This is a genomic window from Actinokineospora bangkokensis (genome assembly GCF_001940455.1).
GTDB lineage: Bacteria > Actinomycetota > Actinomycetes > Mycobacteriales > Pseudonocardiaceae > Actinokineospora > Actinokineospora bangkokensis.
In genome coordinates, this window is record NZ_MKQR01000007.1 from 359,098 (window position 1) to 381,313 (window position 22,216).

25 protein-coding genes are annotated in these 22,216 nt (G+C 74.5%); 9 read left to right on the forward strand and 16 right to left on the reverse strand.

What is annotated here, in order from left to right:
- Window positions 1-5 precede the first annotated feature (5 nt).
- Window positions 6-1,424, forward strand: a complete 1,419-nt coding sequence (locus BJP25_RS05970; RefSeq protein ID WP_075973746.1) for a GH1 family beta-glucosidase — start codon at window positions 6-8, stop codon at window positions 1,422-1,424.
- On the forward strand, window positions 1,421-2,443 hold the full coding sequence (locus BJP25_RS05975) for a LacI family DNA-binding transcriptional regulator (RefSeq protein WP_075973747.1): 1,023 nt from the start codon (window positions 1,421-1,423) through the stop codon (window positions 2,441-2,443). Before BJP25_RS05970 ends, BJP25_RS05975 begins: the two co-directional genes overlap by 4 nt.
- A gap of 21 nt (window positions 2,444-2,464) precedes the next feature.
- Here BJP25_RS05975 and BJP25_RS05980 read toward each other — a convergent pair whose 3' ends face one another.
- From BJP25_RS05980 to BJP25_RS06025, 10 genes are all read right to left on the reverse strand, one after another.
- Complete coding sequence (locus tag BJP25_RS05980; RefSeq protein ID WP_075973748.1) at window positions 2,465-3,337, reverse strand: AraC family transcriptional regulator; 873 nt, start codon at window positions 3,335-3,337, stop codon at window positions 2,465-2,467.
- Between the two features lie 72 nt (window positions 3,338-3,409).
- Window positions 3,410-3,877, reverse strand: coding sequence for a soluble NSF attachment family protein (locus BJP25_RS05985; protein ID WP_075973749.1), 468 nt, complete (start codon window positions 3,875-3,877; stop codon window positions 3,410-3,412).
- A complete protein-coding gene (locus BJP25_RS05990; RefSeq protein WP_075973750.1) occupies window positions 3,874-4,917 on the reverse strand; it encodes a DNA polymerase III subunit beta family protein in 1,044 nt (347 codons plus the stop codon). The genes BJP25_RS05985 and BJP25_RS05990 overlap by 4 nt, the downstream gene beginning before the upstream one ends.
- Window positions 4,918-4,950: 33 nt before the next feature.
- Window positions 4,951-6,261, reverse strand: coding sequence for an APC family permease (locus BJP25_RS05995; protein WP_075973751.1), 1,311 nt, complete (start codon window positions 6,259-6,261; stop codon window positions 4,951-4,953).
- 70 nt (window positions 6,262-6,331) lie between these two features.
- Window positions 6,332-8,533, reverse strand: coding sequence for a DEAD/DEAH box helicase (locus BJP25_RS06000; protein WP_075973752.1), 2,202 nt, complete (start codon window positions 8,531-8,533; stop codon window positions 6,332-6,334).
- Between the two features lie 49 nt (window positions 8,534-8,582).
- Entirely contained in the window at window positions 8,583-9,728 is a 1,146-nt protein-coding gene (locus BJP25_RS06005; protein ID WP_075973753.1) for a sensor histidine kinase, read from the reverse strand.
- A complete protein-coding gene (locus BJP25_RS06010; RefSeq protein ID WP_075973754.1) occupies window positions 9,725-10,402 on the reverse strand; it encodes a response regulator transcription factor in 678 nt (225 codons plus the stop codon). The genes BJP25_RS06005 and BJP25_RS06010 overlap by 4 nt, the downstream gene beginning before the upstream one ends.
- A 9-nt stretch (window positions 10,403-10,411) precedes the next feature.
- Window positions 10,412-11,095 carry a VanZ family protein gene (locus tag BJP25_RS06015; protein ID WP_075973755.1) on the reverse strand — a complete coding sequence of 228 codons (684 nt, stop codon included), beginning with the start codon at window positions 11,093-11,095 and terminating at the stop codon, window positions 10,412-10,414.
- 67 nt (window positions 11,096-11,162) lie between these two features.
- Entirely contained in the window at window positions 11,163-11,546 is a 384-nt protein-coding gene (locus BJP25_RS06020) for an STAS domain-containing protein (protein ID WP_075973756.1), read from the reverse strand.
- A 62-nt stretch (window positions 11,547-11,608) separates the two neighbouring features.
- On the reverse strand, window positions 11,609-12,628 hold the full coding sequence (locus BJP25_RS06025; RefSeq protein WP_075973757.1) for an NADPH:quinone reductase: 1,020 nt from the start codon (window positions 12,626-12,628) through the stop codon (window positions 11,609-11,611).
- 511 nt (window positions 12,629-13,139) lie between these two features.
- Between BJP25_RS06025 and BJP25_RS06030 the strand changes: the two genes are divergently transcribed.
- Window positions 13,140-13,748 carry a TetR/AcrR family transcriptional regulator gene (locus tag BJP25_RS06030; RefSeq protein WP_075973758.1) on the forward strand — a complete coding sequence of 203 codons (609 nt, stop codon included), beginning with the start codon at window positions 13,140-13,142 and terminating at the stop codon, window positions 13,746-13,748.
- A 49-nt stretch (window positions 13,749-13,797) separates the two neighbouring features.
- A complete protein-coding gene (locus tag BJP25_RS06035) occupies window positions 13,798-14,037 on the forward strand; it encodes a hypothetical protein (RefSeq protein WP_075973759.1) in 240 nt (79 codons plus the stop codon).
- A gap of 9 nt (window positions 14,038-14,046) precedes the next feature.
- On the opposite strand, the gene BJP25_RS06040 is transcribed toward BJP25_RS06035, so the two are convergent.
- Window positions 14,047-14,871 (reverse strand): DUF72 domain-containing protein, encoded by an 825-nt coding sequence (locus BJP25_RS06040; protein ID WP_075974116.1) that lies wholly within the window; start codon window positions 14,869-14,871, stop codon window positions 14,047-14,049.
- A 149-nt stretch (window positions 14,872-15,020) separates the two neighbouring features.
- Here BJP25_RS06040 and BJP25_RS06045 point away from each other — a divergent pair, with 149 nt between their 5' ends.
- Entirely contained in the window at window positions 15,021-15,539 is a 519-nt protein-coding gene (locus BJP25_RS06045; protein WP_198943355.1) for a SixA phosphatase family protein, read from the forward strand.
- 20 nt (window positions 15,540-15,559) lie between these two features.
- Here the strand turns inward: BJP25_RS06045 and BJP25_RS06050 are convergent, their stop codons facing one another.
- Window positions 15,560-16,501: an NADP-dependent oxidoreductase gene (locus BJP25_RS06050; protein ID WP_075973761.1), complete on the reverse strand. Its 942-nt coding sequence runs from the start codon at window positions 16,499-16,501 to the stop codon at window positions 15,560-15,562.
- Between the two features lie 99 nt (window positions 16,502-16,600).
- Between BJP25_RS06050 and BJP25_RS06055 the strand changes: the two genes are divergently transcribed.
- The 3 genes from BJP25_RS06055 to BJP25_RS06065 are packed head-to-tail and all read left to right on the forward strand — an operon-like array spanning window position 16,601 to window position 17,800.
- Complete coding sequence (locus BJP25_RS06055; protein WP_075973762.1) at window positions 16,601-17,101, forward strand: MarR family winged helix-turn-helix transcriptional regulator; 501 nt, start codon at window positions 16,601-16,603, stop codon at window positions 17,099-17,101.
- Between the two features lie 52 nt (window positions 17,102-17,153).
- Window positions 17,154-17,513 carry a hypothetical protein gene (locus BJP25_RS06060; protein ID WP_075973763.1) on the forward strand — a complete coding sequence of 120 codons (360 nt, stop codon included), beginning with the start codon at window positions 17,154-17,156 and terminating at the stop codon, window positions 17,511-17,513.
- 14 nt (window positions 17,514-17,527) lie between these two features.
- Window positions 17,528-17,800 (forward strand): hypothetical protein, encoded by a 273-nt coding sequence (locus BJP25_RS06065; protein ID WP_198943356.1) that lies wholly within the window; start codon window positions 17,528-17,530, stop codon window positions 17,798-17,800.
- A gap of 68 nt (window positions 17,801-17,868) precedes the next feature.
- On the opposite strand, the gene BJP25_RS06070 is transcribed toward BJP25_RS06065, so the two are convergent.
- From BJP25_RS06070 to BJP25_RS06080, 3 genes are all read right to left on the reverse strand, one after another.
- The gene (locus BJP25_RS06070; RefSeq protein WP_198943357.1) at window positions 17,869-18,552 is read right to left on the reverse strand and encodes a CE1759 family FMN reductase; all 684 of its coding nucleotides are present in this window, start codon (window positions 18,550-18,552) and stop codon (window positions 17,869-17,871) included.
- Window positions 18,549-19,736, reverse strand: coding sequence for a CE1758 family FMN-dependent luciferase-like monooxygenase (locus tag BJP25_RS06075; protein ID WP_075973764.1), 1,188 nt, complete (start codon window positions 19,734-19,736; stop codon window positions 18,549-18,551). Before BJP25_RS06075 ends, BJP25_RS06070 begins: the two co-directional genes overlap by 4 nt.
- An 88-nt stretch (window positions 19,737-19,824) precedes the next feature.
- Entirely contained in the window at window positions 19,825-20,310 is a 486-nt protein-coding gene (locus tag BJP25_RS06080) for a MarR family winged helix-turn-helix transcriptional regulator (protein WP_233157926.1), read from the reverse strand.
- Window positions 20,311-20,405: 95 nt separating this feature from the next.
- On the opposite strand from BJP25_RS06080, the gene BJP25_RS06085 reads away from it, so the two are divergent.
- Window positions 20,406-20,765, forward strand: a complete 360-nt coding sequence (locus BJP25_RS06085; RefSeq protein WP_143218891.1) for a hypothetical protein — start codon at window positions 20,406-20,408, stop codon at window positions 20,763-20,765.
- A gap of 42 nt (window positions 20,766-20,807) precedes the next feature.
- Here the strand turns inward: BJP25_RS06085 and BJP25_RS06090 are convergent, their stop codons facing one another.
- Complete coding sequence (locus BJP25_RS06090) at window positions 20,808-22,088, reverse strand: YncE family protein (RefSeq protein ID WP_075973767.1); 1,281 nt, start codon at window positions 22,086-22,088, stop codon at window positions 20,808-20,810.
- Window positions 22,089-22,216 lie beyond the last annotated feature (128 nt).

The following is a 22,216-nucleotide window of genomic DNA, read 5'->3' on the forward strand; positions in this document are numbered from 1 at the left end:
GACCCGTGTCCGTTCAACCCGTGCCCGCCGGACCCCGAGCCGCCGCAGGCGCGCTGGAGTTCCCGCCGGGGTTCGTCTGGGGGGCCGCGACCGCGGCGTTCCAGGTGGAGGGGTCCACCACCGCCGACGGGCGCACCGAGTCCATCTGGGACGCCTTCTGCCGACAGCCCGGCCGGGTCGTCGGCGGCGACACCGGGGAGCCGGGCGCCGACCACTACCTGCGGATGCGCTCGGACGTGGCGCTGATGCGGGAGCTGGGCCTGGGCGCCTACCGGTTCTCCATCGCCTGGCCCCGTGTGCGCCCCGACGGCGGCGGGCCCAACCACCGCGGGATCGCCTTCTACGACGCCCTGGTCGACGAACTGCTCGACAACGGCATCACCCCGGTCGCCACGCTCTACCACTGGGACCTGCCGCAGGCGCTGGAGGACGCGGGCGGCTGGACCTCCCGCGACACCGCGGCCCGCTTCGCCGAGTACGCCGACACCGCCACCGCCGTGCTCGGTGACCGCGTGTCGATGTGGACGACGCTGAACGAGCCGTGGTGCTCGGCGTTCCTCGGCTACGGCAGCGGCGTGCACGCCCCCGGCCGCACCGACCCCGCGGCAGCGCTGGCCGCCGCGCACCACCTGCTGCTCGCGCACGGCCTGGCGGTGCCGGTGATCCGCTCGAACGTCCCCGGCGCGGTCGCGGGCATCACGCTCAACCTGTTCCCCGTGCTGCCCGCGAGCCCGTCCGCCGCGGACGCCGACGCCGCCCGCCGGGTGGACGCCCTGCAGAACCGGCTCTTCCTCGACCCGGTGCTGCGCGGCGGCTACCCGCCCGACCTGCTCTCCGACGTCGCCCACCTCGGGTTCGCCGAGCACGTCCGGCCCGGGGACGCGCAGGTGATCGCCGCGCCGGTCGACTTCGTGGGGGTCAACTTCTACCGCGACCACCACGTCGCCGCCGGGGGCGCGGGGGAGCGGGCGGGCGGGGCGTGGCCGGGCAGTGAGCACCTGGTGTTCCCGCCGCGCGGGCTGCCCGTCACCGCCGCCGGGTGGGAGATCCGCGCCGAGGGGCTGCGCGACCTGCTGGTCGACCTCGACCGCGGGTACCCGGGCGTCACCTGGTACGTCACCGAGAACGGCGCCGCCTTCGACGACCGGGTCGAGGCGGGCCAGGTGTTCGACCACGACCGGCGCGACTACCTGGAGGGCCACCTGCGCGCCGCGCACGCCGCCATCGCCGCGGGCGTCGACCTGCGCGGCTACTTCGCCTGGTCGCTGCTGGACAACTTCGAGTGGGCCGAGGGCTACGCCAAGCGGTTCGGCATCGTCCACGTCGACTACGCCACGCAGGCGCGCGCGGTGAAGCTCAGCGGGCGCTGGTATGCCAAGGTGGCAGCGGAGAACCGGGTGCCGGGCGGTGCGGAGGTGCGGTGAGCGGACTGGAGCCGGGGGAGCGCGACGCGGCGACCCTGGAGGAGGTGGCCAGGATCGCGGGGGTGTCGCGCTCCACGGTGTCCCGGGTGGTCAACAACTCCCCGGGGGTCAGCGCCAGGGCCAGGGCGGCGGTGTCCGAGGCCATCGCCGCCACCCGCTACGTGCCCAACCCCGCCGCCCGCAACCTCGCCACCCGCCGCACCGACACCATCGCCCTGGTCGTCTCCGAGGACGGCGAGCGCGTGTTCGGCGACCCGTTCTTCGCGGGGGTGCTGCGCGGGGTGTCGGCCACCGTCGCCGCCGCCGACCGGCAGATGGTGCTGGTGATGAGCCACGGCGCCGACCGCGAGCGCCTGGAGCAGTACCTCGCCGCGGGCCACGTCGACGGCGCGGTGGTGGTCAGCCTGCACGGGATGGACCCGCTGCCGCAGCGGCTCACCGACGCCGGGGTGGCCGTTGCCCTGCTCGGCCGCCCGCTCACCGCCACGACCGTGCCCTACGTCGACGCGGACAACCTCGGCGGCGCGCTGGCCGCCACCCGCCACCTCGCCGCGACCGGGCGGCGGCGCATCGGCACCATCGCGGGCCCGCAGGACATGGCGGCGGGCATCGACCGGCTGCTCGGCTGGCGGCGGGCGATGGGCGAGCTGGGCCACCGGGCGGACGCGGTGGTGCACGCGGACTTCACCGTCGAGGCCGGGGCGGCGGCCATGGCCGAGCTGCTGGCCGCCCACCCCGACCTCGACGCCGTGTTCGCCGCGGCCGACCTGCTCGCCGTCGGCGCCCTGCGGCACCTGCGCTCGCGCGGGGTCCGGGTGCCCGACGACCTCGCCGTGGTCGGCTTCGACGACTCGGTCCTGGCCACGACGACGAACCCGACCCTGACCACGGTGCGCCAGCCGGTCGAGGAGCTGGGCCGCAGCACCGCGTGGCGCCTGCTGGCCCAGCTGGCGGGGGAGCGGCACCTGCCCCCCTCGGTGCTGCTCCCCACCGAACTGGTCGTGCGCGACTCGACCTGACCCCCGGCTCCCGGCCCGGTGTCAGCCCGGCTCCACCGGCAGCCACAGCTCGCAGGTGGCGGTGCTGAAGTCCGCGGCGCGGTCGAGGATGGCCACGATCGACGGGCCCGGCCGCAGCCGCCACGGGTTCGACGGGAACCACTCGGTCGCCGTGGCCGCCCACGTGTCCTGCAACGCCCGGGGGTGCGGGCCGCTGGTGCGGAACACCGCCCACCGGCCCGCGGCCACCTCGATGCCGTCGAGGTCGTCGGGCACCGGGGTGCCCGCGGCCACGGCGACCCCGTGCAGGTAGGTCAGCTCGGTGCCCTCGGCGGCGTCGGGCGCCAGGTCGTCGGTGACCTGGAGCAGGCCGGGTGGCTCGGCGTCACCGAGGTCCTTGAGCCGCTGGTGCTCCTGCGGCGTGAGCGTGGCGACGTGGCGCTGGATGTGCTCGTTGACGCCGCGGTGGACCAGCGGCACGCGGGCGGCGTGCCCGACGAGCCGGAACGCGGGCTTGTCGACGACGCGGGTGTCCATGGGGGTGCTCCCTTCGACGGTCAGGCGGAACCTGAGCTGCGGTTGTGCGCGCAGGGGGCCGCCGTCGCGGCGGACCTCGCCGGGACCGGCGCCGTGCACGGACCGGAACGCCCGCCCGAACGCCTCGGTCGAGCCGTACCCGTACCGCACGGCGATGCCCAGCAGGTCGTCGTCGCCGCGCACCACCTCGGCCGCCGCGACGGTCATCCGCCGCCGCCGGACGTACTCCGACAGCGGCATGCCCGCCAGCGTGGAGAACATCCGCCGCAGGTGGTGCTCGGTCGTCCCGGTGGCCCTGGCCAGCCGGTCGAGGTCGACACCGCCGTCGGTCAGGGTGTCCTCGACCAGGTCGACCAGGCAGTTGAGCGCTGAGATCACCAGGCCCCCTTTCGCCTGTCCAGCTTGTCCCGGGGCACCGCCCGCGCGCCCGATCGCGGCGGTCGCGTTCGATCAGCCGGTGCGCTTGGCCGTCGACCGCCGCTCGATCGCCGCGCCGACGCCCGCGATCGCCCCCCGGATCATCTCGCCGTAGCCGTCGTCGCCGAGCGCGTGCTGCCGCTCCCGCGCGGCGTCGAGGTGGTGCCGGGCGGCGTCGAACGACCCCAGCCTGCGGAAGTTGTCCGCGAGGTTGAGGTGCAGGGAGGGGTAGAAGCCCGCCACGTGCAGGCTGGCGTGGTGGTCGCGCACCCGCTCGTCGGTGAGGGACGCGGCGGCGTCGAGCGCGCGGACGTCCCACACGAGCGCTTGCGCGGGGTCGTCGTGGAGGTCAGCGAGGTAGTGCGACAGCACGCAGCGGTGGAAGGCGTCCCCCGCCGGGCCGATCTCGTCCCACAGCTCACCCAGCCGGGCGCGGGCGGTGTCGGGGTCCCCGGCGTGCCCGAGGGCGACGGCCTCGGTGATCCGGTCGATGGTGGTCACGTGGTGGTTCCTCCTGGCTCTGGCCGCACCGGCATGACGAGGGTGGTCACGTCGCCGTCGTCGGCGGAACGGATGACAACGGGCTGGTCCGCCCCGGCGAGGTCGAGCATCACGTCCGGCCCCACCGCGCTGCTGACCGCCGGGTGCAGGGTGGTGACGGCGAAGTGGACGGTGGTGGGCGGCCCGTCCACCACGGCGTCGACGGCGCGTCCCAAGGAGACGGCCGCGTCGGTGACGTCCAGCCGCACGACGGGGTCGTGGTGCTGCTCCAGCGCCTCCACCAGCGCGTTGCGGGCCACGACCACCCGGGTGGACACCGGCGGCAGCGACTCCAGCACCTGCCGGTAGTCGGGGAAGGGCTCGGCGAGCACGCGGCACTCGCGCACCGCGTCGTCCCCGGCGAGCTGGAGCACCCACGACCGCACGCCGATCCGCAGGTGGTGCTGGCGCCGCACCCACGCCATCGCCAACCGCAGGTCGTCGGCGTGCGCGGTGGCGGTCCACCCGTCCTCACCGGACTCGTCCGGGACCAGCGTGCGCGTCGACAGCCGGTACCTGTCGGTGGCGGTCAACCCGATCGCGCCCGCCGACACCTCGACGTGCACCCCGTTCAGCACGGGCACGTCGCCCTCCGGTGCCGTCGCCGTGAGCACCTGCTCCACAGCGGCCGCGAACACCGCTCCCCGGACCCGCACGACCGGCACCGGCGCCGCCCCCAGCGCCGCCTTGACCGCCACCGCCACCTCCCGGGCGCGGTCCACCCGCCGCACCAACCCGGCGACGTGCTCGTCCACCAGGCGCGCGGCCCCCTGCCCGCCCGCCAGCACCCGCGCGACCTGCTCCAGCGGCATGTCGATCTCCCGCAACCGCCGGATCAGCTCGGCCCGCGGCACCTGCTCGACCGCGTAGTACCGGTACCCCGTCGCCCCCACGCTCGCGGGCGCGAGCAGGCCGGAGTCGGCGTAGAAGCGCAGCGCGCTGGCCGTCACCCCGCACGCCCGCGCGAAGTCCCCGATGGTCAGCAGCTCGGACTTGGGCACGCCCCCATCATCGGGCTTCGACCAACTCGAAGGTCAAGCCCCGTCCCGGGGCGTGATGAGCCCGCGCTTGCGGCGGACGGCGGTGACGGCGGCGAACACGGCGCCCACGGCGAGGACGATGCCGCCGCGCACCCAGACCGCGCCCTCCACGCGGGTCAGCAGGAGCAGGCAGGAGGCGATGCCGAGCCAGGGCACGACCACGGGGACGCGGAAGTGCCCCGGCTCGCCGGGGGCGCGGCGCAGGGCGATCACCGCGGCGTTGACGACGGCGAACACGATCACCAGCAGCAGCACCAGGGTGCCCGCCAGCGCGTCGACCTCGCCGGTCAGCGCCAGCAGCAGGGCCAACCCCGCCGTGGCCAGGGCCGCCACCCACGGCGTGCGCCTGCCGGGCAGGACCTTGGCCAGCGCGGCGGGCAGCAGCCCGTCGCGGGCCATGCCGAAGGCGAGCCGGGACGACATGATGCCGGTCAGCAGCGCCGTGTTGGCCACGGCGACCACGGCGATGGCGCCGAACAGCCACGTCGGCACGCCCCCGGCCACCCGCACGACCTCCAGCAGCGGCGCCGACGACCCGGCCAGGGTGCCCGCGGGCACGGCGGCCCCCGCCACGACGCCGATCAGCACGTAGAGCACCCCGGCCGCGGCGAGCGCCCCGAACAACGCCCGCGGGTAGGACCGGCGCGGGTCCTTGGTCTCCTCGGCGACGTTCACCGACGTCTCGAACCCCACGAACGAGTAGTACGCCAGCACGGTCGCGGCCAGCACGCCGCTGACCGCCCCGCCCCCGCTGCCGCTGAAGTCCGTCAGCCGCCCCAGGTCCGCGTCGCCGCGCAGCACCACCCACAACCCCAGCACGACCACCAGCACCAACCCACCGGCCTCCACGCACGTCGCGACCACGTTCGCCCCCAGGGACTCCCGGATCCCGCGGATGTTCAGCAACGCCAACGCGGCCAGGAACACCACGGCGGCCACCACGACCGGCACGGTCACGAACTCCGCCAGGTAGTCACCCCCGAACGCCCGCGCCAGCGCCCCCACGGAGACGATCCCCGCGGCGAGCATGCAGAACCCCGTGAGGGCACCGGCCACCGGCCCGAACGCCTCCTGCGCGTAGTGCGCGGCCCCGCCCGCTCGCGGGTACTTCGTCACCAGTTCCGCGTACGACCCCGCCGTCAGCGCGGCCAACCCGAGCGCCACCACCATCGGCACCCACAACGCGCCGCCCACCTGCTCGGCAACCGTCCCCACGAGCACGTACACCCCGGCCCCGAGGATGTCCCCGAGCACGAAGAGGAACAACAGCGGTGTGCTCACCGCCCGGCGCAACGTCTCAGCCATCCTGGCAGTCTCGCCGGACCCGCTCACCCCCGCACGCCGTGCGTCACGGCCCTGTCACGCGGGGCCGGGGTCAGGCCGTGATTCCCAGGCGGTGCTGTTCGGCGCGGACGATGCCCTGCTCGGTGACCGCGGCGCCGTCGTCGGCGGGGCGGTGCTCGGTGGTGTCCGTGGCCCTGCGGTCGGCGTCCTTGGCGTCGCTCTTGCGCGCGAACTCGTCGAACAGCGTGCTCTTGCGCTCCTGGACCTCGCGGATGCGCTCGTCGACGCTGGACTGGGCGAGCAGCCGGTGCACCTGGACCTTGCGCACCTGGCCCATCCGGTGCGCGCGGGCGATGGCCTGCTCCTCGGTGCCGGGCTTCCACTGCGGCTCGGCGATGATGACGACGGACGCGGCCTGGACGTTGAGGCCGACACCGCCCGCGTCGATCTGGCTGAGCAGCACGGCGTGGCCCTCGCGGCGGGTGAAGTCGTCGACCACCCGCTGGCGGGCCGCGGGGGGCACGGCGCCCGTGATCACCCCCACCACGGCCGCGCCCAGCGCCACCCGCACGACCTCCAGGACGTCCAGGAAGGTCGAGAACACGAGCACCTTGAGGCCGTCCTCCCGGGCTTCCCGCACCACCTCCACGAGCCGTTCGAGCTTGGCCGACTGGGACGAGGCGAAGGCCGCCCGCCGCATGGCCATGAAGTTCCCGCTGCGCACGGCCTGCTCGTAGGCGGCGCTGTCGTCGGGGGAGAAGCGCACCCAGTCCTCGACCTCGATCTTGTCGGGCAGTTCGGTGAGGACGTCCTCCTGGTTGCGGCGCAGGTACACCGACGCCACGGCGCGCCGGAACCGCTTGGCCCCCGCCAGGGCGTCCGCTGGGTCCAAGCCGCGCGCGACCGCGGGTTGCAAGTGCTCGACCAGGTTGCGGAACTCCTCGACCCGGTTCTCCATCGGCGTGCCGGTGAGGAACAGCGCCCGCTGCGCCTCACCCACCACCGCCGCCACGTGCCGCGCGCGTTGGGCGTTGGGGTTCTTCACGTAGTGCGCCTCGTCGACCACCACCAGCGCGATGCCCGACCCGGTGATGCCGGTCAGCTTGCCCAGGGTGGTGAACGTCGTGACCGCGACACCGCCGGTGCGCAGCCAGTGGTGCATGGCGATGAGCCGGTCCGCGCCGTGCAGGCTGTGCCCGGTGAGATCGGTGTGCTTGCTGATCTCGTTGAGCCAGTTGACCTGCACGCTCGCCGGGCACACCACCAGGAAGCGCGTTTGCCCGTTCGCCGCCAGGTGCGCGATGGTTGCCAGCGCCTGCACGGTCTTGCCCAGCCCCATCTCGTCGCCCAGCACCGCGCGCTCCCGGTGGATGGCGTACTGCGCGCCGAAGACCTGGTACCCGCGCAGGGTGGCCCGCAGGCGCCTGGTGTCCAGCGGGACGGCGCTGATCGCCTGGCGCAGCTCGTCGGGCAGGAAGCCCTGCGCCGCTTCGCGTTCGTCGTCGCGGTGGCCGGTGAGCGTGGACACCAGCGCGGTGAACGCGGCGGCGTCCTGCCCGAACTCCCGCCACACCTGGTCCGGCCGGTGGGTGGCGGGGTCGACGGCCCGCTCCAGCTGTTCCACTTCCTGGAACAGGGCCCTGGTGCTCGGGTCGGACAGCAGCGCGTCGAGCCGGGCGAGCGCGACGAGCGCGTCCTGCTTCCGGCTGCCGAAGCGGAACAGCATGCCCGCCCGGCTGCTCGTCGGCTCCGCGGCTCGCACCAGGGCCTCGGCCCGCGCCACGAACCGCCGCAACGGCTCCTGCGGGACGCCGCCTGCCCGGCGGGCGGCGGCGAGGGTCGCGAGCAGTTGCGTCTCCGCCGGGCGCTTGCGGTCGGGGTCGAAGCGGAAGCGGACTTCCAGCCGGGTGTCGCGCGCGAGCCGCCGCGCGGCGGCGTGGACCTGCCTGGCGGACTGCTGCCCGACCCCCTGCACGGCTTGCAACCGGTGGACGTCGACACGCAGGACGCGCTCGACCGTGCTGTACCCGGCGTCGTCGAGGACGTTCAGCCGCACGCCCTTGCCCACCAGCCCGCGCAGGTCGGTGATCGGGCGCTGGGCGAGTTCGGTCCTCACCAGCTCGTCCAGCAGCCCGCCGAGCTGGTCGCCCGCCCGCTCCCGCAGCGCCTCCGACGCGCCGAGCAGCGCGTGCGCGCGGCCCGCCAACACGCCCGCCCTCGCCATCAACGCCTTGGCCGCAGCGCCGACCATCCCCCGCGCGGACGCGAGATCGCCCGCGTGTCCCTCGGTCACCCGTCCCCCTGTCCCGCGCAGCACATCGCCTGGGCGGTCGGGGACGTTTCTACCCGCCGACCCGGCGGCCCGGCGAGCGCGTCCCCCGGACGGCCGAGCCGCCCGGCAGCCGCACCTCGACGCGCAGGCCGCCCGCGCGCAGCGGCGCGAGGTCCAGGGTCCCGTCGTGGGCGCGCACGATGCTGTGCACGATCGCGAGGCCGAGCCCGACGCCCGCGTGCTCGTCCGACCGGGTGCGCTCGGTCCCGCGGCGGAAGGGCTCGACCAGGGTCGGCACCAGGTCGGCGGGCAGCACCGGCCCGGTGTTCTCGACGGCGAGCACGGTGGTGGCGCCCTCGGTGCCGGTGCGGACCGCCGCGCGGCCACCCGCAGGCAGGTTGTGCACGACGGAGTTCTGCACGAGGTTCACGACCACCTGCGTGAGCAGGTCCGCCGAACCGGAGGTGGGGGCGGGGCTCGCGGTGACGGTCAAGCCGACTCCGCGCTGCTCTGCGAGAGGAAGCAGGGTCTCCACCGCGTCCTCCGCGAGCAGCGACAGGTCCACCGGCCCGCGGGCGAACGCTCCCCGGTCGCCCCGGCTGAGCAGCAGCAGCGACTCGGTGAGGTGGATGGCGCGCTCGTTGACCGCGTGCAGGCGCGCCACGAGTTCGCGGGGGTCGTGGTCGGGGTCGGTGCGGGCGACGTCGAGCAGCGTGCGGGAGATGGCCAGCGGGGTGCGCAGCTCGTGCGAGGCGTTGGCGGCGAAGCGCTGCTGCTCGGCGGCGTTGGCCTCCAGCTGGGCGAGCATCGAGTCGAACGCGTCGGCCAGCTCGCGGAACTCGTCGGCGCGGCCCGCCAACCGGATCCGGTGCGCCAGCGACCCGCCCGCGGCCACCCGGGTGGCGTGGGTGATGCGGGTCAGCGGCGCGAGCATCCTGCCCGCCAGGAACCACCCGCCGAGCAGGCCGAACCCCAGCAGGAGCAGCAGCACGACCGCGGCCCGGGGCGCGAAGGCGGCCAGCAGGTCGGCCCGGTCCGGGATGAACAGCCCCGGCTGCCCCGGCGGGCCCAGCGGGTAGCTGACGATCACCTCAGGCACGTAGCGCAGCAGGAACACCCACACCGTCGCCATGAGCAGCGCCCCGGCGACCACGACGAACCCGGCGTAGCTCAGCGCGAGCCGCAGGCGCGCGCTCATCCCGGGCGCCCTGGTCATCGACCCGCTCGCTCACCGGTGTCGATGCGGTAGCCCACCCCCGGCACGGTCGCGATCACCCACGGTTCGCCCAGGCGCTTGCGCAGCGCGGACACGGTGATCCGCACGGCGTTGGTGAACGGGTCGGCGTTGCCGTCCCAGGCCCGCTCCAGCAGGTCCTCGGCGCTGACCACCCCGCCCTCGGCGGCGAGCAGCACCTCCAGCACCGCGAACTGCTTGCGGGTGAGCGCGACGTAGCGCCCGTCGCGGAACACCTCCCGGCGGAACGGGTCGAGCCGCAGCCCCGCCAGCTCGCGCACCGGTGGCCGGGCGTGCCCGCGCCTGCGGTCGAGCGCCCGCAGCCGCAGCACCAGCTCGCGCAGCACGAACGGCTTGGTCAGGTAGTCGTCGGCGCCCAGCTCGAACCCGGAGGCCTTGTCGTCGATGCGGTCGGCGGCGGTGAGCATGATGATCGGGGTGCCGCTGCCGGAGGCCACGATGTGCCGGGCCACCTCGTCGCCGGAGGGGCCGGGGACGTCGCGGTCGAGCACGGCGATGTCGTAGGTGTTGACCGCCAGCAGCTCCAGCGCGGTGCCGCCGTCGGCCGCGATGTCGGCGGCGATCGCCGCCAGCCGCAGGCCGTCCCGGATGGCCTCGGCCAGGTACGGCTCGTCCTCCACGATCAGCACGCGCATGAGCTGAGCCTAGGAGCCGTGCGCGGCGGTGGCGGCGCGGTCACCGTCGTGGCGCGCGTCCCGCCGCCACCAGCGGCGCGAAGCGAGCGCCGCCAGGGCGGCGCCCGCGGCGTTGAGCAGCACGTCGTCCACCGACGACACCCGGTCGAGGCGGAAGGCGAACTGCGCCACCTCCACCAGCGCCGAGCACACCGCCCCGAGCGCCAGGACCCGCGGCAGCGACGCCAGGGCGGCGAAGCGCACCGGGGCGAAGAACCCCAGCGCGGCGAACACCAGCAGGTTGCCCGCGATCCCGAGCGCCCCCATCGTGGCGAGGTCGCGCAGCGGCACCAGGCTCACCCGACCGGGGACGACCCCGGCGCCCGATCCCGGCATCAGCGTCAGCCACACCCACGGCACCGTCCCGTAGACCAGGCCCACCTCGGCCAGCGACCTGCGCCACGCCCACCCGGCCCCGCCCGCCCGCCGGGCGCGCGCCAGCGCCCACGCCACCAGGACGGCCAGCGGGACCCCGGCCAGCATCGCCAGCAGGACGCCGTTCACCGTGTCCAGGCAGCCGTGCCACCGCCCCGCCACGCAGGCCGGGGCGGCCATCAGCAGCGGTCGCCGCAGGAGGAACACCCCGGCGGCGACCAGGACGAGCGCGCAGCAGGCGAGGACGACAGGCGAGCGGCGGGACGGGCTGTGGTTCACGCCCCCAGTGAAGGCGACGCGGGGTTGCCGGGGCGTACGCGGTTGCGCATACGCCTGCGATACGCGGTCAGGCCGGGTCGACGAGCACGCGCTGGAGGGCGTCCTCCACGCTGGTCGTGGCGGGCAGGGCCGTGCTGAGCACACCGGTGAGGTCGAGCGCCCGGCGCACGGCCTGGTCCTCGTCCATGCACAGCACCAGCTCCACCCCGCGCAGGCTGCAATTGGCGCTCAGCAGCATCAGCGCCGAGATCCCCACCGAGGACAGGAAGCCGACCTGGCGCAGGTCCACGATGAGCAACCCCGCCCCGGCCCGCACCGCGGCCACGGCGGCCCGCTCCCACTTCGTCTGCACCCCGTCGGCCGTGCTGAGGTCGACGTCCTCGGTGGTGGTCACCACCACCGCCCGTCCCCCCGCCACCAGCTCGAAGGCGTTCTCCCGCGCCTCGTCCATGCCGCCAGTCAACCACCGGTCGGCCCGTCCCACCGGACGGCCCGTCCCACCGACGAGGGAGGTCAGCCCTCGACGTCCACCAGGACCTTGCCGACGGTGCCCGCCTCCACCGCGCGGTGGGCGTCGGCGGTGCGGGCGAGGGGGAAGCGGACCAGGGGCAGCCCGTGCTCCTCCCCGACCGGCAGCGCCCCGTCCCGCACGGCGGCGGCGACGTCCTCGGCGCCCGCGGTCAGGGCGGCCTGGCCGACGGTGTAGAGGACGAGGAACTGGAAGCGGGTGTTGAGCATCATGTTCTGGCGCACGTCCAGGCCCACGGGCTTGTCGCCGTCGTTGGCGTAGGTCGAGATGGTGCCCCGGGTGCGCAGGACGGACAGGTCCAGGGCGAGGTTGGCGCCCAACGCGACCTCCGCGATGAGGTCGACCCCGTCCGGGGCCAGCTCGCGGATGCGCGCCGCGGGGTCGCCCTCGCGGTAGTTCACGACGTGGTGCGCGCCCGCGGCCGTGGCCAGGCGGGCCTTGTCCGGGCCGCTGATCGTGCTGATCACCGTGGCCCCCGCCCACCGCGCGAGCTGGATGACGGCGTGGCCCACGGCCCCCGCCCCGCCCGCGGCCAGCACGACCTTCCCGGCCAGCGCCCCCGGTGCCAGCCGCGTCGGCCCGTCCTCGGCCACCGTCAGCGCCCGGTGCGCGGTCACCGCGGGCACGCCCAGCGAGGCGCCCAGGTCGAACCCGGCGCCCTCGGGCAGCGGCACGGCCAGCTCTCCCGGGACCACCAGGAACTCCGCGGCGGTGCCGAACGGGCGCCCCACGGTCGCCATGAACAGCCACACCCGCTGGCCCACCCGACCCGGGTCGACGCCATCCCCGACCGCGTCGACGACGCCCGCGCCGTCGAGGTGCGGGGTGACCTCGGGGAACTGCTTGGGGTTGGTGGCGCCCGCCCGCGTCTTCCAGTCGGTCGGGTTCACCCCCGACACCACCACCCGCACCCGGACCTCGCCGGGGCCGGGCTCGGGCAGGTCGCGCTCGACCAGCTCCAGCACCTCGGGTCCGCCGTTGTCCCGGTAGATGACCGCCTTCATGGGGGTCCGCCTCCTGTCCGCTCGGGTGCACCTCTCCGGGCCAACACGACCCGCACCCGGTTTATTCGGCCCCCGCACGCGCCGAGGCCCCCGGAGCGGGGGTGCTCCGGGGGCCTCGGGTGGTCGTCATCGGGGGTTAGTCGTAACCGCGGATGATGTGGTCGGGGTCGATGGCGTCTTCCACCGGTGCCCCCCTCTCAACGAAAGGGCCGGACAGGCGAGGGCCTGCGGGGCGCGAGTGCGAGGTCGGGCGGCGCGGGTACATGGGCTGCGGCGGCCTGTGGGCCGTCGCGGTGCCGCGGCCGCCGGGGCGGCCTGCTCTCCGGGGGACGGGTGGCCTCGTCCCGCTCGGATGTCCCGTTCGCTCGATCCGATCATGGTGGACCCGGTCGTGGTGTCCGCCACGACAAGTTGTACCGCAAACGGCGGCTGATCGCGAGCTGAACTGCACGTTGCGGCAACCGGGTAACATCATGGATCTGGAAACACATCGTCACGGAATGGGCTGTCGATGATCAGGTTGTCCCGCGCGGAGCAGCAGCGGCAGACCCGCGAACGCCTGCTCGCGGCCGGTGCGGCGGTGTTCGCCCGGCGCGGGTTCCTCGCCGCCACGGTCGAGGAGGTCGTGGCCGAGGCCGGGTACACGCGGGGCGCGCTCTACAAGCACTTCGGCGGCAAGGAGGGCCTGTGGCAGGCGATCTCCGACGCCCAGGTCGAGCACCACCTGCGCCACCTCGCGGACCGGCTGGACCAGGTCGAAGACCGGGCGGGGTTGATCGCGGCGCTGGTCCCCGTCGGCCCCGCGTTCGGGGCGGACGAACCGCGGTGGGGGGTGGCCGCGCACGAGTTCGCCACGTGGGTCGCAGGTCACCCTGAGCTGTCGGTCACCGTCCTGTCCGCCCAGCGGGAGCGCGAGCGGCGGATCGAGGCGGCGGTGGCCCGCGCCTGCGCGCGGCTGGGCGTGCGCGCCGCGATGCCGCTGGCGCAGGTCGTGGTCGTCATCGGCGCGCTCGGCGGCAGCCTCGCCCTGCGCCGGGCGGTCGACCCGGGCACCGACGTGCACGCCATCGCCGCGGGCACGGTCGCGGCCCTGTTCCCCGAGCCGAAGGGGGCCGCATGACCACCCGAGCGGCGCGCGACAGCGAGCCCGCGACCGGGAGCGCCGCCCCATGACCGCCCTCGCCGCACCCCTGATCGTCCTGACCCTGTTCGCGACGGTGCTCGCGGGCCTGCCCTGGCTCGCCTCCCGCGTCCGCCGCCGCGGTGTGGGCAGCGAGGTGCTGGGCCCGTTCGAGGAGATGTGGCACCCCGCCGCCGTCCGCACCCGGGTCGAGGTCCAGGCCCAGGAGGAGCGGCCCGCCCCCACACCGAACCCCGGCGACCCGCCGCTCCTGCCGTGGGAGCTGTGACCGACCAGGTCAGAACAGGGTGGCGGGCTCGACCGGGTCCGGTTCGGGCAGCGGGGTCAGGTCGGGGACGAGCGCCCGGACGTCCTCGTGGAACCGGCGGGCCAGGGCGGGGGCGTCGTCGTTGTCGGGGGTGTGCAGGAAGACCGTGGGGGAGCGGCCCTCGCGCAGCCACCCCGCCACCACCTCGACCCACGGCCGCCACCCCGCGACCGTCTCCTCCGCCGTCTCCCCGCCCAGGTAGCGCACGACCGGGTGGTCGGTGAGCGCCCGGGTGCGGCGGGGCAGGCGGGGCTTGCGCTCCCAGGCCTCCTGGGCGGCGGCGGTGGTCGGCGGGCGCTGGAAGAAGACCGTGGTGTCGAACGGCACCCACTCGGCGTCGGCGCCCGCGAGCGCCCTCTCCAGCAGCGAGGTCGAGCGCGGGTCGGTGAAGAAGCCGGGGTGGCGCACCTCCACGGCCCGCCGCAGGCCCGCGGGGAGCCTGCGCAGGAAGCGGGCGAGGGCGTCGACCTCGCCCGCGCCGAACGAGCCCGGCAGCTGGGTCCACAGCACCGCCCGGTCGCCGAGGGGCTCGACGGCGTCGAGGAACGCCCGCATCTCGGCCTCCACCCCGACCAACCGGCGCTCGTGGGTGACGGTCTTGGGCACCTTGACCACGAACCGGAAGTCGGGGCCGGTCTGCTCGGCCCAGGACTCGACGGTCGTGCGGGCGGGCGTGGCGTAGAAGGTGGTGTTGCCCTCCACCGCGTTGCACCAGCCCGCGTAGGCCCGCAGCCGCTCCTTCGCGGGCACCGACTGCGCCACGAACCGCCCCGCCCACGCCTTGTGGGTCCACATCGCGCAGCCGACGTGCAGCCGTGCCACCCGGTTCGCTCCTCGTCGCTCGTGGTCCCCGCGCGTCCGCGGGGTCGCGCGACCATCCTCCCACCACCCGTTCGGGCGGCGGCACGGCCTGGGCGGGGGTGATCACTCCTAGGATGGGCGGGGTGAGCGACGACAACCACCGGCGCCTGGTGCTGCTGCGCCACGGCCACGCCGAGTGGGCCGACGTGCCCGACCGCGACCGCCTCCTCACCGACCGGGGACGCGCCGCCGCGACGGGCGTGGGCCGGTGGCTCCAGAGCACCGGTGTCGCCCCGGACCTGGTGCTGTGCTCCCCCGCGGTGCGCACCCGCGAGACGTGGAAGCTCGTGGCGGCCCAGTTGGCCCGCCGCCCGCGCACTGTCTACGAGGACCGCGTGTACGAGGCCTCGCCCGGTGAGCTGATCGCCCTCCTCAACGAGCTGCCCGACGATGCCACCGCGGTCGCCGTCATCGGGCACAACCCCGGCCTGCACGGGCTCGCGCAGGTCCTCGCGGGCGACGCCGCGGACGACCTCGCGGCGCGGCTCCAGCGCGAGGGCTTCCCCGCCGCCGCGGCCGCCGTCCTGACCTTCGACGGCGGCTGGCCGGACCTCGAACCGGGTGTGGGCACGCTCGTGTCCCTGCGGCAGTCGGAGTCCTGACCCGGTCCAGGTGACCGCGCTCAGGTGGTGGGCAGGACGATGACCTTGCCCGCGAGGGTTCCCGCCGCCGCGCGGGCGTGGACGGTGACGAGCTCGTCCAGTCGGACCCGCTCGGTGACGGCGACGGTCAGCTCACCGCGGTCGACCCGGGCGGACAGCTCGGCCAGCTGGGCGGCGTCGCTGCGGACGAAGACGTCGATGCCGCGCACGCCGCGGGTGTCGTCGGAGGGCGCGGGCATCCACACGGTCGTGTTGACCACGACCCCGCCGTCGCCGACCCGGGCCGCCAGGGCGGCGAACTGCTCCGGGGTGATGGGCGCCAGGTTCAGCAGGACGTCGACCGGCGCGTCGAGCGCGGCCGCCACGTCGGCGGTGGCGTGGTCGATGACCTCGTCGGCGCCCTGGGCCCGGACCTGCTCGCGGCTGCGGGCGCTCGCCGTGGCGATGACGTGGGCACCCGTGGCCTTGGCCAGCTGCACGGCGTAGCCGCCCACGGCGCCGCCCGCGCCGTTGACCAGCACGCGCTGCCCGGCCCGCAGGCCGGCGTGGTCGAACAGGGCCTGCCGGGCGGTGAGCCCCACCAGCGGCAGCGCCGCCGCGTCCGCCAGGGGGATGCTGGTGGGCGCCGGTGCCAGGTCCGCGGCGGCGACCAGCACGTGCTCGGCCGCGGCGCCGTCGTCGCCGAACGGCAGGAAGCCGATCACCGGGTCGCCCACCCCCAGCCCGGTCACCCCGTCGCCGAGGGCGTCGACGGTCCCGGCCACGTCCAGGCCCGGGGTGTGCGGGAGGTCCATCGGCATCGGGCCCTGCATGAGCCCCGCCCGGATGTTGCCGTCCACCCCGTTGAACGACGTCGCGGCGACCCGCACCCGCACCTGCCCGGCGCCGGGGGTGGGCACGTCGACGTCCTCCACCCGCAGCACCTCGGGGTCGCCGTACTCGTGGAAGCGCACTGCCTTCATGGCTGGTCCTCGTCTCCGTCTCGATGCTTCGAATTCGAAGCACTGGAGCGACCGTAGCACTGCTTCAAATTCGAAGCAACAGTCGGTACGCTCACCCCCATGACCGGCCAGCGACCCCAGCTCGACCCCGCCCAGCTGCGGGCGTACTTCGCCCTCATGGAGGTCGCGGGCCTGCTGCGGCACGGCGTCGAGCAGCAGCTGCGCGAGGCGGGCGACCTCAGCTACGTGCAGTTCCACCTGCTCGCCCAGCTCGGCATCGACGCCCCCACCGGCAGCCGCCGCATGACCGACCTCGCCGACGGCGTCGTCTACAGCCGCAGCGGCCTGACCTACCAGGCGGGCCTGCTGGAGAAGGCGGGCCTGGTCGAGCGCGGCCCCTCCCCGGACGACGAGCGCAGCGTCATGGTCACCATCACCCCCGCGGGCCGCGACCGCCTCGCCCGCGTCCTCCCCGGCCACGTCGAGGTCCTGCGCGCCCTGTTCCTGGCCCCCCTCACCCCCACCGACGTCGACGCCCTCGCCGCCCTGCTCACCCCCGTGCGCGACCACATGCGCGCCACCACCCAGCCCTCCACCGCCCGCCGCCGCCGCAACACCTGACCGCGACCGCCTGGCACACTGCGGTGCTGCCGGAACGTCTGGGGAGGCCACGATGGGCGTGTTCGTCCGGGTCCGCGGCTGGCTCGACTGCGACGAGGACCACCTGGCAGGCGCCCGCGCCGTGATCGCCGCGCACGCCCACGAGCACTACAGCCGCGGGTGGGTGATCCGGGACCACATCCCCGGCTACACCCCGTGCGTCCTGTACACCGGCGACCTCCGCGAGCACTGGCTCGACTGGCTGCTCACCCAGGTGCGGGCCATCGCCGCTCTGCCCGCCCGCGACGACGACCACGTGCGGGGGCTGTTCTTCGCCATGCACGAAACCCGCGGCACGACGACCTGGCGGGTCCACGCGGGCCAGGTGAGCCCAGCCTCGCCACCGCAAGGTTTGGCATACCTGGACGAGTGAGCCACGCTGACCCCGTGGAGCCCGCGCCGCGCCAGACCCCAACCACCCCGGACAAGGTGGACCTGAAGTTCACCGCCTCGGAGAGCGGCCCCATCCAGGTCTCCTTCGAGCCGATAGGCACCTTCTTCGTCCTGGAACCAGACGAGTCCATCTACCTCCGCACCCCCATCGGCACCCTGGACTCCCTCCAGGTCGTCTGGTGGACCGGCGGCATCGAGGTGTGGGTCGACCACCCCGGCGACCACACGGTCCTCGACGAAAACGGAACCGAACTCGACACCCTCTGAGCGCCCACCGCAACCACCGTGCACTCGCTGGCGCCCGACAACCCCAGGGGCGCCGGAGCGCCGGCGGGTCAGGTGTCGCCGCGGGCCAGGCGCATGAGGTCGGTGTCGAAGTCGACGTCGGCCGCGGTGTGGGGGGAGCGGGTGGCGTTCCCGGCGAAGTTGTGCTGGTGGTCGTCCCAGTTGGTCTCGGTGATGGCGCGGGTGATGCCGCTGGTCATGAGGGCGGCGAGTTCGGCCGCGGCGCGTGAGGTGCGGGTGCCGAGGCCGGGGGAGGCCCAGTCCTCGGGGGTGGCGAACAGCGACGTCGGGGCGGGCAGGGCGCGCAGGAAGGCGAACAGGGGCCGCAGGTGGTCGTCGACCACCATGGCGTGCCGCGCGCTGCCCGCGGTGGCGGCCAGGAGGACCGGTTTCGCGATCAGCAGGTCGTTGTCGAGCAGGTCGACGAAGGACTTGAACAGGCCGCTGAGGCCCGCCTTGTAGACCGGGGTGGAGACGACGACCCCGTCGGCGGTGGCCACGGCGTCGATCGCGGGTTGCACGGCGGCGTTCGGGAAGCCGGTGACCAGGCTCTGGGCGATCCCGACGGCGATCGGGGCGAGTTCGACGACGGTGACCGCGGGGTCGTGGCCCGACCGCCGGAGCCGTTCGGTGGTCGCCTGCACGGCCCGGTCGGCGAGCATCCTCGTGGTCGACGGGTCGGACGTGCCCGCGCTGATGGCGACGAGCCGCAGGGGTGCTCCCGGCGCGTTCACGCGTACCTCGGCATCTGCGCCACCTTGGCGGGGTCGCTGTCGAGGTAGGGGAGGGGACCGGAGGTGTTGTCGCCGCTGTTGGGGCGGGGGCGGGCCTGCCGGGGTTCGGCGTCGCCGTAGGCGGCGCGCACCAGGGAGGCGTGCGTGGGGGCGTCGGGCACGCCGGGGGCGCGGCGGGACTCCATCTCCTTGCGCAGCACCGGCACGACCTCGGTCGCCAGCAGCTCCACCTGCTCCAGCGCGACCTCGACGGGGATGGAGCCGATGTCCATCGCCCACAGCTGCCGCTGGTAGTCGCCGAAGCCCTCGCGGAAGGTGAGGGTCTTGTCGATGACCTGCTGCGGCGAGCCGACCGACAGCGGCGTGCCCTCGGCCATCTGCTCCAGGCTCGTGCCCCGGAACATCGGGTAGGACTCGAAGTACGGGCGGAACCGGGCGAAGGCGTCCTGCGAGCGGTGCGCGAGGAACGCCTGCCCGCCCAGGCCGACGATCGCGTCCTGCGCCCGGCCGTGGCCGTGGTGCTCGTAGCGCTGCCGGTAGAACTCGACCAGGGGCTTGAAGTGGAAGTTGGGGGCGAGGATGTGGTTGGCGAAGTACCCGTTGCCGTAGTACGCCGCCTGCTCGGCGATCTCCGGCGTGCGGATCGCCCCGTGCCAGACGAACGGCGGCACCCCGTCCAGCGGGCGCGGCGTGGCGGTGAACCCCTGCAGCGGCGTGCGGAAGCGGCCCTCCCAGTCCACGACGTCCTCGCGCCAGAGCCGGTGCAGCAGGTTGTAGTTCTCCAGCGCCAGCGGCACGCCCTCGCGGATGTCCTGGCCGAACCACGGGTAGACCGGCACGGTGTTGCCGCGCCCCAGCATCACGTCCACGCGGCCCTGCGCGACGTGCTGGAGGAAGGCGTAGTCCTCCGCGACCTTCACCGGGTCGTTGGTCGTGATCAGCGTGATCGAGGTGGACAGGGTGATCCGCTTCGTCCTGGCCGCGACGTGCGCGAGCAGCACCGGCGGGGCGGACGCCACGAACGGCGGGTTGTGGTGCTCGCCGAAGGCGAACACGTCCAGGCCCAGCTCGTCCGCGGCCTCCGCCACCCGGATCGTGTCCTGGATGCGCTGCGCCTCCGACCGCGGGACGCCGGTGGTCGGGTCGGGGGCGATGTCCCCGACCCCGAAGATGCCGAACTGCATGGTGGAGCCCTTTCGCTGAGGAGGAGCGAAGGGACCGTGCGGGTGCGTGCGTGCCGTGGCGCGCGGTCTCCTCGGAGGAGGGTGGTGCTCAGGTGCGCGCGTCCCACCCGAGGTGGGCGCGCAGCGCGGTGGTCAGGGCGTCGAGCTGGTCGAGCTGGCGGGCGTCGAACGCGTCGACGAACGTCTCGCGGACCGCGCGCAGGTGCGGGACGGAACTGGCGCGGAAGGCCGCCGCGCCCTGGTTCGTCAGCGCGATCTCCGCGCCCCGGCTGTCGTCCGCGCACGGGGTCCGCTGGAGCAGCCCGCGCTTCTCCATGCGCCCCAGGTGGTGCGAGAGGCGGCTGCGCTCCCACCCGATCAGCTCCGCCAGCGCGGACGAGCGCAGGTTGCGCCCCTCCGCCTCGCTCAGCGCGAGCAGCACCTGGTAGTCGGCCGACGAGATGCCCGACTCGCCCTGCAGGCGGCTGCCCAGCAGCGACCGCAACGCCTCCGCGGTCTCGATGTAGTCGCGCCACACCCGCAGCTGGTCCTTCGTCGGCAGCGCCCGCGCCATCCCGACCTCCCTGATTGACACGTCAATCGTAGAGCCGTGATGACTGACGTGTCAACTACCAGGGGAGGGCGCGGACGTCGGCGTCCCGGTGCTCGCGGAGCGCTATCGTGCACCGCATGGTCGACATCGTCATCACCGTCGGCGGCTCGGACCCCTCGCTGGTCGACGAGGACGCCCGGCAGCTGCACGCGGAGCTGGAACCGCTGCCCGCCCAGGACGTCCGGTTCGCCCCGGCCGAACCCGCGCCGGGCGGTGCCAAGGGGCTGGACGCGGCGTCGGTGACCACGATCATCGTCGCCCTGGCCAGCTCGCCCGTGCTGCGCCAGCTCGGGTTGGTGCTGCGGGACTGGGTCAACCGCGACCAGCACCGCAAGCTGGTCGCCCGCCGCGGCGAGGACGAGGTCGAGATCGTCGGACGGCTCGACGCCGAGCAGGAGAAGCTGGTGGAGGAGTTCTTCCGCAGGCAGGTCGAGTAGCGGGCCCCGCCCCGGGCGGGGCGCCCGGGGCGAGGGGCGGCGTCAGGCGGTGGGGCCGGTCCAGCCCGCGGGGAGGTGGGCCAGGCGGACGCGCTGGGGGTGGTCCCCGACGGGGATGGAGACGATCTTGCGGCCGGTGGCGAAGCTGATGGCGGTCACCTGGTCGGCGTCGCTCTCGGAGATGACGCAGGCCGTGCCGTCGCCGCTGACGGTGGCCCAGTAGGGCTTGGCGGCGGGCACCAGCGGGCCCTGCTGGAGGGTCGCGCGGTCGACGACGGTGGCGTAGTCGTCCATCGTGCCCGCGACGCAGAGCTTGCCGCCGTCCGGGCTCATCGACAGGCCGTGGTGGCGGGAGTCGTTGACGTAGGTGGTGCGGTCGTCGCTGGTGGCGGGGTTCTTCGGCAACACCTTCACGCGGGTGATCCGGTCCGCGGCGATGTCGTACTCGAAGAAGCCGTTGAAGAACGACACCTGGAAGTACAGCGTCGACTCGTCCGGGGTGAAGGCGACCGGCCGCACCGCGTCGGAGAAGTCCCGGCCTCCGGGGAAGGCGTCCAGGCGCTGCCGCATGTCGATCGTCCTGACGACCCGCAGGGTGCGGGCGTCGGCGATGGTGATCTTGCGGTCGCCCTTGAGGAAGTCCTGCCACGGCGCGTCGAAGTCGTTGTTGACGTCCCCGATCGACATGTTCCACAGCTCGCCGTCGCGGGTGAAGGTGTTCTCGTGCGGCTTGTCGCCGGTGGCGAACGAGCCCACCGGGGCGCCCGTGCGGATGTCCAGGACGTGCACGGTGTTGCCGGTGGAGGCCGACACCGCCACCCGGGCGCCGTCGGGGGAGACCGCCATGTGGTCGGCCCGGAAGCCCGCGACGCGGAAGCGCCACCGCAGCCTGCCCGTGGCGGTGTCGATGGAGGCGACGTCGCCGAAGCTGGGGCGCGACACCACGATCGCCGAGCCGTCCGGGGTGGTGTACATGTCGTCGATGTACTGGTCGTGGCCCTCGCCCACGGTCTCCCGGATGCCCAGGAAGAACACCAGGCGGATCGGGTCGGCGTAGATCTCCCGCAGCCGTTCGCCCTTGTCCGGCACGAGGTTGACACGCCCGATCCTGGCGAAGGTCCCGCTCGACCTGATGACGTCCGCGACGCCCTCCCAGTTGTTGCCGACCAGCATCACCTCCTGGAGCGCGGGTGCGGCCTCCGCGGGCGCGATAGCGGGTGCGAGCAGCCCAGCGCCGACGGTCACGGCGGCCGCGGCGGCTGTCCTCCGCCAGGAACGCCTGCGGCCTGCGCGGTCCGGGCCTGTGGGTGCGGGGGTGTCCATCAGGGCTCAGTCCTTCCTGGGGTGGAGGGGGTGGTGGCGTGAGCGCGCTGCGATGGCGGGCTCATCGGAAGCACCCGGGCGGTCGGGAGCCCAGTCCCGAGAAGCGCTTGTCGCCGCTCAGGTCGGGG

Bases quoted from the DNA above. Each gene is read 5' to 3' on its own strand.
- BJP25_RS05995 (WP_075973751.1), bottom strand. From the start codon at position 6,261: ATGGCTGAGACGTTGCGCCGGGCGGTGAGCACACCGCTGTTGTTCCTC.
- BJP25_RS06005 (WP_075973753.1), bottom strand. From the start codon at position 9,728: ATGACCAGGGCGCCCGGGATGAGCGCGCGCCTGCGGCTCGCGCTGAGC.
- BJP25_RS06010 (WP_075973754.1), bottom strand. From the start codon at position 10,402: ATGCGCGTGCTGATCGTGGAGGACGAGCCGTACCTGGCCGAGGCCATC.
- BJP25_RS06020 (WP_075973756.1), bottom strand. From the start codon at position 11,546: ATGGACGAGGCGCGGGAGAACGCCTTCGAGCTGGTGGCGGGGGGACGG.
- BJP25_RS06025 (WP_075973757.1), bottom strand. From the start codon at position 12,628: ATGAAGGCGGTCATCTACCGGGACAACGGCGGACCCGAGGTGCTGGAG.
- BJP25_RS06030 (WP_075973758.1), top strand. From the start codon at position 13,140: ATGATCAGGTTGTCCCGCGCGGAGCAGCAGCGGCAGACCCGCGAACGC.
- BJP25_RS06035 (WP_075973759.1), top strand. From the start codon at position 13,798: ATGACCGCCCTCGCCGCACCCCTGATCGTCCTGACCCTGTTCGCGACG.
- BJP25_RS06040 (WP_075974116.1), bottom strand. From the start codon at position 14,871: ATGTGGACCCACAAGGCGTGGGCGGGGCGGTTCGTGGCGCAGTCGGTG.
- BJP25_RS06050 (WP_075973761.1), bottom strand. From the start codon at position 16,501: ATGAAGGCAGTGCGCTTCCACGAGTACGGCGACCCCGAGGTGCTGCGG.
- BJP25_RS06055 (WP_075973762.1), top strand. From the start codon at position 16,601: ATGACCGGCCAGCGACCCCAGCTCGACCCCGCCCAGCTGCGGGCGTAC.
- BJP25_RS06060 (WP_075973763.1), top strand. From the start codon at position 17,154: ATGGGCGTGTTCGTCCGGGTCCGCGGCTGGCTCGACTGCGACGAGGAC.
- BJP25_RS06075 (WP_075973764.1), bottom strand. From the start codon at position 19,736: ATGCAGTTCGGCATCTTCGGGGTCGGGGACATCGCCCCCGACCCGACC.
- BJP25_RS06085 (WP_143218891.1), top strand. From the start codon at position 20,406: ATGGTCGACATCGTCATCACCGTCGGCGGCTCGGACCCCTCGCTGGTC.
- BJP25_RS06090 (WP_075973767.1), bottom strand. From the start codon at position 22,088: ATGGACACCCCCGCACCCACAGGCCCGGACCGCGCAGGCCGCAGGCGT.